The sequence below is a fragment of the Methylorubrum salsuginis genome, assembly GCF_900114375.1.
Lineage (GTDB): Bacteria > Pseudomonadota > Alphaproteobacteria > Rhizobiales > Beijerinckiaceae > Methylobacterium > Methylobacterium salsuginis.
On sequence record NZ_FOSV01000034.1, the window covers coordinates 25,785 to 34,354 of the forward strand.

An 8,570-nucleotide genomic window follows, 5' to 3' on the forward strand; every position below is an offset into this window, starting at 1 on the left:
GGCAGCCTGGGCTTCGGGCGGTCACGGGACCATCATGGCAAGCGTTGTGCCAGATCTTTGCCGATCAATGTGTCGGTCAATGCGCCGAAGTGATATGCATACAATTAGGCGATCAATGATCCGAATCTCGCTGTCACGCATCAATTCGGACGAAGCTCGTTTCGAGAGCAAGCCGTGCGCATTTCGTGACCACGATAGGCACGCTCGAGGCACTGCGATTGCTTGTATTGTATGGATCGCGTGAGCGTCACTCCCGAGGCGTGATTGCGGTATGACGCTTGCTAGCCATACAATCGAACATTGATCGTATGCTGATGGTGCAGGCGCGGAGCGGATGAAGGCGACGAAGAGAGGAGGGACGACGAGCCCTCATGAGGTCATGGCCGGGGGTTGGACGCCGGACCTCAAGCGCTGGGGCAAGCCGCACTATCTGGCCATCGCGGAGGCCCTGGCGGACGATATCCGCAACGGGCACCTGACGCCCGGCACGCGCCTGCCGACCCAGCGGGCGCTGGCCGAGGCGCTCGACCTGAACTTCACGACGGTGTCGCGGGGTTATGTCGAGGCGCACAAGCGCGGCCTGATCGAGGGTCGTGTCGGCCAAGGAACCTTCGTGGTCGATCCGACCCGCACTGCCCATTCAGGCGGCGCCGCGCAGCGGGTCGGGCCGGTCGACTTCACCATGAACCTGCCGCCCGAACCCGACGCGGCTGCCCTGCAGGCCCGCATGCAGGCATCGTTTTCGGAGCTGTCCGGCGACCTGGCCAATCTTCTCCGCTACCAGGGCTTCGGCGGGACCGACGCCGACAAAGAGGCGGCGCTGAGATGGCTGAAGGGCCGCGGGGTCGACACGAACCGGGAGCGCCTGCTGATCTGCCCTGGCGCCCACAGTGCCCTGTTCAGCGTGCTCGGTCAGGTCGCCCGCCCCGGTGACACCATCTGCGCCGAGCGCATCACCTACCCGGGCATCCGCGCCCTCGCGGCGCATCTGGGCTTGCGCCTCGTCGACCTTCCCATGGACCGGCACGGAGTCGACCCCGACGCTTTCGCAGCCGCCTGCACCAAGGTGGCGCCGAAGGCGATCTACCTGAACCCGCTGCTGCAGAACCCGACCACCGCGACCCTGTCCCGCACGCGGCGGGAGGCCATCATCGCGGTGGCGCGGCGCTACGCGGTCAGCATCATCGAAGACGACGCCTACGCGCGCATTTGCCCGGCACCGCCGCCGAGCTTCGCCGAACTCGCGCCCGAGATCACCTACTACGTGGCAGGAGTGGCCAAGTGCCTGGGCGCCGGCCTTCGCCTTGCCTTCCTGGTCACCCCGAGCGCCCGGTCCGCCCTGCCGGTCGCGGGTGCGCTGCGAGCCGCGACCGTCATGGCCTCGCCGATCTCGACCGCTCTCGCGACGCGCTGGATCATGGACGGCACGGCGGAGGCCGTCGTGCAGTTCGTCCGCGAGGAATCGGCCGCGCGCCAGCGTATCGTGGCCTCGCTTCTTCCGGCCGAGACCTACACCGCCGATCCGCACGGCTTCCACGTCTGGATCACGCTGCCGGATGGCTGGACGCGCTCGGCCTTCGCCAGCCAGGGGCGGTCGGCGGGGCTCGGCGTGGTCGGCAGCGATCCCTTCTGCGTGGCAGGGACACCGCCGGAGGCGGTGCGCCTCTGTCTCGGCGGCCCCTCGACCCGGCAGCAGATCACGCACGGCCTAGAAGTGCTTGCGCACGCGCTCGAAGGGTCGCCGGCGCTGGCCTCGACCTATATCTGAAGCACCCGGCAGTGACGCGGCTCGACCGCCTCCGGGAGCCTATAGGGCGAGGCCAACGGTTACTGGGTTTTCGGACTCCTGGGCCTGGAGCGATCGGGGGTCGGGGCGTCAGCCTGCCTTCAGCCACATCTTCAGGATGCCGGCGACGACCCCGAGCGAGAGGACGCTGCCGGCCCACAGCGAGGCGAACCACACGAGGCGGCGCCACAGGGGAGCGGGGTGGCGGGGAGCGGAGGTGGTGCCCATCAGTGATACCCCGCCGCGTCGACCTTCCCGCGGAAGACCCAGTACGAGTAGGCCGTGTAGGCCAGGATGACCGGGATCAGAACGGACGCGCCCACGAGCAGGAAGACCTGGCTCGAATGCGGTGCCGCCGCCTCCCAGATCGTGACCCGGCCCGGCACGACGTCGGGGAAGATGCTGATCCCCAGGCCGACGAAGGACAGCAGGAACAGGCCGAGCGCCAGCAGAAACGGGGTTCTCTCCGCTCCCCCGCGCAGCGAGCGGAAGAACAGGAACGACGCCACCGCGACGAGGAGCGGCACCTGAGCGGTGAGCAGCACGCTCGGCATCGAGAACCAGCGCTCCCAATATTGGCCCTCCAGGAAGGGCGTCGCCGCGCTGACGGCGGCGATCACCGCAACCGTCGCCGCGCCGAGCCAGAGCGAGAAGGTGCGCGACCTCTGTTGAAGGCTCCCCTCCGTCCGCATCACCAGCCACGTGGCGCCGAGCAGGGCGTAGCCGCAGACGATGCCGAGGCCGACGAGCAGGCTGAAAGGCGTGAGCCAGTCCCACCAACCGCCCGCATAGGCGCGGCCCTCCACCTTGATGCCCTGCAGCAGGGCGCCGAGGGTGATGCCCTGGGCGAGCGCCGCCACGACCGAGCCTCCGGTGAAGGCGACGTCCCAGAGCGCCCGATGGCGGGGGTCGCGCCAGCGGAACTCGAAGGCGACCCCGCGGAAGATCAGGCCGAGCAGCATCGCGATGATGGGCGCGTAGAGCGCCGGCATGATGACCGCGTAGGCGAGCGGGAAGACCGCGAACAGTCCGCCGCCGCCGAGCACCAGCCAGGTCTCGTTGCCGTCCCAGACCGGCGCGATGGAGTTCATCGCGGTATCGCGCTCATGTCCCGGTCGGAAGGCCGGGAACAGGATGCCGATGCCGAGGTCGAAGCCGTCCATCACGATGTAGGCGAAGACCGCGAAGGCGATGATGAGCGCCCAGACCACCGTCAGGTCGATGTTGGCGAACATGATGCGTTCCTCATTCGGCCGGGTGGAGGGAGCGGCCGGCAGTGACCGACGGCGCGGGCGTGATGCCGGCGGTGCGGATCGGCGCCCCGGGCTTGATCCCGGGCTCGCCCCGGTGCGGCGACTTCGCCATCAGGTGCAGGATGTAGAGGATGCCCATCCCGAACACGGCGAAGTAGACCAGCACGAAGGCGGTGAGCGACGCGGCGACGGCGGGCGCGTGGAGCGGCGAGGCCGATTCCGCCGTGCGCAGGAGCCCATAGACGGTGAAGGGCTGGCGCCCGACCTCGGTGGTGATCCAGCCGGCCACGACGGCGACGAAGCCGGCAGGCCCCATTGCGAGAGCGAAGCGGTGAAGCGCCGCCCACTGGTAGAGCTTGCCCTTGAAGCGGGCGAGCAGGCTGAGGCAGCCCAGCAGGAGCATCAGCATGCCGAGACTGACCATGACCCGGAAGGACCAGAACACCACGGGCACCGGCGGCCAGTTCTCCCGCGGCACGCTGTCGAGACCCTTCAGCGGTTCGTTCAAGCCGTGCTTCAGGATCAGCGAGGAGAGCTTCGGCACCTCGACCGCGTAGCGCACCGTGCCGGCCTCCTGGTCGGGCAGGCCGAACAGGATGAGCGGCGCCCCGTCCGGGTGGCTCTGGAAGTGGCCTTCCATGGCCATGACCTTGGTCGGTTGGTGCTCCAACGTGTTCAGGCCGTGGGCGTCGCCGGCCAGGATCTGAAGAGGCGCCACGACGGCGAGCATCCACATCGCCATCGAGAACATCGTGCGTGCGCCCTCGTTGGCGCGGTCGCGAAGCAGGTGCATGGCGCCGACCGCGCCGACGACGAGCGCGGTGGTCAGGTAGGCGGCCAGGACCATGTGGACGAGGCGGTACGGGAACGAGGGGTTGAAGACGATGGCCCACCAGTCGGCCGGCACGAACTGGCCGGCCGCGTTGACCGCGTGACCCTGGGGCGTCTGCATCCAGGAGTTCACGGACAGGATCCAGAACGCCGAGAAGAAGGTCCCGATGGCCACCATCAGCGTGGCGAGGAAGTGCAGCCGCGGCCCGACCTTGCTCATGCCGAACAGCATGACGCCGAGGAAGCCGGCTTCCAGGAAGAAGGCCGAGAGCACCTCGTAGGCCATCAGCGGACCGAGAACGGGCCCGGTCTTGTCGGCGTAGACCGACCAGTTCGTACCGAACTGGTAGGACATCACGAGGCCGGACACGACGCCCATGGCGAAGGCGATGGCGAAGATCTTGATCCAGTACCGGAACAGGTCGATGAACACCTGCCGTCCGGTCGCCAACCAGAGCCCCTCCAGCACCGCAAGGTAGCTGGCGAGGCCGATGGAGAAAGCCGGGAACACGATGTGGAAGGCCACCGTGAACCCGAACTGCCACCTTGCAAGCAGCAGGGCGTCAACGTTCGCCAGCATGTTGGTCACCTATTGCAGCTGTCGATGAGGCTGGGGCAGCGGCCAGCGCGACCTCGCCCCAGCCCAGCCGTGTACGAACCTCGGCAAGCGCCTCCACGAGCGCCCGCATGTTGCCGTCCGGATGCGTCCAGATGGCGGCCGGGAATGTGCCGACTTTGCGCTCAAGCTCGATAAAAGTCCGGTTACGGCCGTCCTCGCGCGGCTTCCGGAGGGAGGCCTCGAACACCTCGGAACAGAGGAGCATCGTCCCGATCCTCGTGAGGTAGGATGCAGGCACGTCAAGCCCGGCAGCGGGCGATGCCGCCGGCGCGTGTCCGCCCGGACTGCGCGGCGGAGCGCAAGGATCAATCCCCGGATGCAGGGCCCATGTTGGGTGCTGGCGAAGTCGCCAGGCGGCCTTCTCCCGCCTTGTTGATGTACTGGCTGGCGATGAAAAGCCCCTTCAGCGGCCGGATGACCGGCACGCAGGCCAGCAAGAGAAGCGGAAGCGTCACGAGCGCATGAATCCAGAGCGGCGGTTCGTAGGCGAGCTCAAACCAGATGCCGAAGGCAGTGACCGGGAAGGCCATCGTCATCATGATGAAGAAGGCTGGGCCATCGGCCGGGTCGGCGAAGCGATAATCGAGGCCGCACGCCTCGCAGCGCGGCTTCAGGGCGATGAAGCCGTCGAACAGGCGCCCCTCGCCGCAGCGCGGGCAGCGGCACCGCAAGCCGACGGACATGAGGGATTGATCGGTCGTCCTTTGCATCGTCCACGTTCCTGAACCGCTTGCCGTCCGGCGGCATGAAGAGGCGCCTTGCGTGCCCCAAATGTATGGCTTATTGGTCCATACATTCGCAGTGGAAGCTGGCTGCTTCAAAGGCGCCGGACCAGACAGAGCTACCTCTCGCCTTGCCTGCATGACACATGTATGCATACGACGATGCGAGAGCAGGGGTCAACGATGGAATTCTGGAGCCCGACAATCGCCGGCGACGCAGGCCCGAAGTACCTCGCCATCGTCAGGGCGCTGGCCGAGGACATCCGCGCCGGCCGGCTCCCGCCGGGCGTGCGCCTGCCGCCGCAGCGCGCCCTCGCCAAGCAGCTCAACGTCGACCTCACCACGGTCACGCGCGCCTTCAACGAGGCGCGCCGGACGGGCTTGATCAATGCCACGGCCGGCAGGGGCAGCTTCGTTCGCGGACCCACATCGCCGCCTACAGAGTTACGCCGGCCGGACCCGTCCGGAAGCGTCGACTTCAGCATGAACATGCCGCCCCAGCCGGTTGGGGCGCGGCTTGCCGAGCGTATGGAGACAGGCCTGGCGCAGCTTGCCGGTTCGTCGGGCTTCCTCGACCGCATGCAGTACCAGGACAGCGCCGGGAACCTGGCCGACCGCGCTGCGGCGGCACAGTGGCTCGGGCAGCGGCTCGGGCCGCTTCCGGTGCAGCGGGTCCTCGTGGGAGGCGGCGCCCAGGTCGTGCTCGCCGCCGTGCTTGCCGCCATCCTCAAGCCGGGGGATGCACTCTGCGTTCCGGCCCTGACCTATCCAGGTCTGCGCATGGCCGCCGAGCGTCGCGGCGCACGCCTCGTTCCGGTCGCCTGCGACGAGGACGGGCTCGACCCGGACGCGTTTCTGGAGAGCTGCAAGGCCGAGCCGCCGCGGGCCCTCTACCTGGTACCGACGCTGGACAACCCGACCACCGCGACGCTGCCGACGGCGCGCCGCGAGCGGATCGCCGAGGTCGCACGCGCGCACGGCGTCGCGATCATCGAGGACGACGCCTACGGCGCACTGCCGCCCGACGCTCCGGCCCCCATCGCCGCCTCGGCCGGGGACATCACGTGGCATATCGCGACGCTGTCCAAGTGCGTCAGCCCGGGCCTGCGCATCGCCTACGTTGCGGTACCAGGGACGAACGAGGCGGTGCGGCTCTCCGCCGAGCTGCGGGCCATCAACATGATGGCCTCGCCGCTCACGGCCGCGCTCGCCTCGCAGTGGATCGCCGAAGGCGAACTCGACGCGGTCGTCGCGGCCATCCGCAAGGAGAACGGCCTCCGGCAGGCGGTCGCGCGCGAGACCTTGCGCGGGCTCGACGTCCGCGCGCATTCCTGCGGGCACCACCTCTGGCTCCGGCTTCCCGAGCCGTGGCGGCGCGGCGAGTTCGGGGCGCATGCGCGTCAACTCGGGCTGTCGGTCATCCTAAGCGATGCCTTCGCTGTCGGGCATGCTCCCGAGGCCATCCGGGTCTCCCTGGGTGCTGCCCCCGAGGTCGAGACCCTGCGATACGGTCTCAGCCTGCTGGCGACGCTCCTGACGCGTCCGCCCGGCGCGATCTCCACGGTCGTCTGACATGGCGGACGTGGCGAGTGCATCCGGCGCGGACGAAAGCGCGGCCAAGCACCGGCGGGATCTCACCTGGCTTCGGCGGACCCGAGTACCGGCCACCTTCTTCGGGATGGTCCTGGGGCTGTGCGGACTAGGCAATGGCTGGCGCGCCGTTGCGCGCCTCGGATTGGGGCCGGCCTGGGTGGGCGAGGCGCTCTCCCTTCTCGGCGTAGCGGTCTGGGCGGCGTGGCTGGTCTTCTACGCCGCTCGGTGGCTGAACGACCGGGACATCGTTCTGGTCGAGGTGCGCGATCCGACGTCGTCGTTCTTCGCCGCGCTGGCTCCCGTCGCCACCATGATCGCGAGCGTCGGCCTCGCGCCGCACTGGCCGGGCGCCGCCTGGGCGATGGCTCTCACGGGGCTTGTCGGCACGACCCTCTTCGCCGTCTGGGGCGTGGGCGGCCTCTGGATGGGCGACCGCGCCTTCGAGGCGACGACGCCGATCCTCTACATGCCCACGGTCGGCGGGGGCTTCGTGGCGGCCATCACCTGCGCCGCCTTCGGCATGAAGGAACTCGGACTGCTCTTCTTCGGCGCAGGCCTCCTCTCATGGCTGACGCTCGAATCGGTCGTCATTCATCGGCTGATCCTGCAGACCCTGCCCGTAGCGTTGCGGGCCTCGCTCGGGCTGCACCTGGCGCCGCCTGCGGTGGCCTGCGTCGCCTACCTGGCGGTCACCGACGGGCCGCCCGACCGGCTGGCCCAGATCCTGTTCGGCTACGCCCTGCTGCACGCCCTGGTCATGGTGCGGCTGGTGCCCTGGCTGCGGCAGCAGCCGTTCTCGCCCGCGGCTTGGGCCTACACGTTCGGCGTCTCGGCCCTTCCGCTCGCGGCACTGCGCCTGACGGAACGAGGCTTGGAAGGGCCGAGCGCGTCTCTCGCCGTCCCGCTGTTCGCCGCCGCCAACCTCATCATCGGCTGGATCGCGCTCAGGACGCTGAGCCTGCTGCTGCGCGGCCGGCTCCTGCCTGTTCGACCGCTCTGACCGCGCCCGGAGGGGTGATATCGTACGCGCGCCCCTGCGACCACGCGTCGGGCCGTGCCGCGCATGAACAGGCGGCCCCACCCACAAAGATCGTGGAGACGTACTGGCGTTCAAGCCGCCCAACAAAGGGGGGGCGTGCAGGGTTCGGGATGGTCTGGGCCGAGAGGAAAATTGCCCTCGGATCCGTGGCCGTCGCCTTCAATGCCTAGCGCATCCCACCTGCGAAACAGACGGTTTCCCGTCCCGTTTCTCGTACCCTATCGGAAAAAACGTGAGTCCCGCTCAGGGGATCGATGGTTCGAACGGGCTGTTATGAGCGGACTTGTTCATCCGCCGAGCTCGCTGTTCAGAATGCCATTTGCATCTGGCGTGTCCGCTTTCTGAATCAAAGCGGACAGCGAAAACAATCGGATACAACGTCCGCACAGGTGACCTGACCGGCATTTTGGACCGAGCCGATTGAGAGGCTACTGCATGGTGGCGGCCATGGGTAGCCGGAAGGCTCGATCCGGGACGGTGACGGGCGCAGGTGGCCGGTAGCCCAGCGACGAGTGCGGCCGGACGCGGTTATAGGTGTTCTGCCAGAGGGCGATCACAGTCTGCGCCTCCCTCAACGAGTAGAAGATTTCTTGACGTAGGCACTCATCACGAAGCTTGCCGTTGAAGCTTTCGCAGTACCCGTTCTCCCACGGCGAGCCGGGTGCGATGTACTGGATCTGCGGTCCGACCTTGGCGACCCACTTGCGCAGCGCCTTCGCGATCATTT

9 protein-coding genes are annotated in these 8,570 nt (G+C 68.2%); 3 read left to right on the top strand and 6 right to left on the bottom strand.

Translation table 11 applies throughout. The features are described 5' to 3' along the window. The first annotated feature begins 379 nt into the window (after window positions 1-379). Window positions 380-1,768 (top strand): aminotransferase-like domain-containing protein, encoded by a 1,389-nt coding sequence (locus BM140_RS23505; protein WP_091951713.1) that lies wholly within the window; start codon window positions 380-382, stop codon window positions 1,766-1,768. A gap of 108 nt (window positions 1,769-1,876) precedes the next feature. Here the strand turns inward: BM140_RS23505 and BM140_RS23510 are convergent, their stop codons facing one another. From BM140_RS23510 to BM140_RS23530, 5 genes are all read right to left on the bottom strand, one after another. Beyond that, complete coding sequence (locus tag BM140_RS23510; RefSeq protein ID WP_091951714.1) at window positions 1,877-2,014, bottom strand: DUF2474 domain-containing protein; 138 nt, start codon at window positions 2,012-2,014, stop codon at window positions 1,877-1,879. After that, complete coding sequence (cydB, locus tag BM140_RS23515; protein ID WP_091951716.1) at window positions 2,014-3,021, bottom strand: cytochrome d ubiquinol oxidase subunit II; 1,008 nt, start codon at window positions 3,019-3,021, stop codon at window positions 2,014-2,016. The genes BM140_RS23510 and cydB overlap by 1 nt, the downstream gene beginning before the upstream one ends. 10 nt (window positions 3,022-3,031) lie before the next feature. After that, the gene (locus tag BM140_RS23520) at window positions 3,032-4,450 is read right to left on the bottom strand and encodes a cytochrome ubiquinol oxidase subunit I (RefSeq protein WP_091951718.1); all 1,419 of its coding nucleotides are present in this window, start codon (window positions 4,448-4,450) and stop codon (window positions 3,032-3,034) included. Continuing rightward, on the bottom strand, window positions 4,434-4,694 hold the full coding sequence (locus tag BM140_RS26460; RefSeq protein WP_091951720.1) for a hypothetical protein: 261 nt from the start codon (window positions 4,692-4,694) through the stop codon (window positions 4,434-4,436). Before BM140_RS26460 ends, BM140_RS23520 begins: the two co-directional genes overlap by 17 nt. A gap of 100 nt (window positions 4,695-4,794) precedes the next feature. Further along, on the bottom strand, window positions 4,795-5,172 hold the full coding sequence (locus BM140_RS23530; RefSeq protein ID WP_244535606.1) for a DUF983 domain-containing protein: 378 nt from the start codon (window positions 5,170-5,172) through the stop codon (window positions 4,795-4,797). Between the two features lie 222 nt (window positions 5,173-5,394). On the opposite strand from BM140_RS23530, the gene BM140_RS23535 reads away from it, so the two are divergent. Both BM140_RS23535 and tehA read left to right on the top strand, forming a co-directional pair. Then, window positions 5,395-6,783, top strand: coding sequence for an aminotransferase-like domain-containing protein (locus BM140_RS23535; RefSeq protein ID WP_091951724.1), 1,389 nt, complete (start codon window positions 5,395-5,397; stop codon window positions 6,781-6,783). 1 nt (window position 6,784) lies between these two features. After that, a complete protein-coding gene (gene tehA, locus BM140_RS23540; protein ID WP_091951726.1) occupies window positions 6,785-7,804 on the top strand; it encodes a dicarboxylate transporter/tellurite-resistance protein TehA in 1,020 nt (339 codons plus the stop codon). A 467-nt stretch (window positions 7,805-8,271) separates the two neighbouring features. On the opposite strand, the gene BM140_RS23545 is transcribed toward tehA, so the two are convergent. Further along, window positions 8,272-8,570: integrase core domain-containing protein (locus tag BM140_RS23545; protein WP_131803944.1), on the bottom strand; the 299-nt coding region annotated here is incomplete at its 5' end.

Excerpts from the sequence above, each read along its gene's own strand:
- BM140_RS23510 (WP_091951714.1), bottom strand. The coding sequence starts at position 2,014 with ATGGGCACCACCTCCGCTCCCCGCCACCCCGCTCCCCTGTGGCGCCGC.
- BM140_RS26460 (WP_091951720.1), bottom strand. The coding sequence starts at position 4,694 with ATGCTCCTCTGTTCCGAGGTGTTCGAGGCCTCCCTCCGGAAGCCGCGC.
- BM140_RS23505 (WP_091951713.1), top strand. The coding sequence starts at position 380 with ATGGCCGGGGGTTGGACGCCGGACCTCAAGCGCTGGGGCAAGCCGCAC.
- BM140_RS23520 (WP_091951718.1), bottom strand. The coding sequence starts at position 4,450 with ATGCTGGCGAACGTTGACGCCCTGCTGCTTGCAAGGTGGCAGTTCGGG.
- cydB (WP_091951716.1), bottom strand. The coding sequence starts at position 3,021 with ATGTTCGCCAACATCGACCTGACGGTGGTCTGGGCGCTCATCATCGCC.
- BM140_RS23530 (WP_244535606.1), bottom strand. The coding sequence starts at position 5,172 with ATGTCCGTCGGCTTGCGGTGCCGCTGCCCGCGCTGCGGCGAGGGGCGC.
- BM140_RS23535 (WP_091951724.1), top strand. The coding sequence starts at position 5,395 with ATGGAATTCTGGAGCCCGACAATCGCCGGCGACGCAGGCCCGAAGTAC.
- tehA (WP_091951726.1), top strand. The coding sequence starts at position 6,785 with ATGGCGGACGTGGCGAGTGCATCCGGCGCGGACGAAAGCGCGGCCAAG.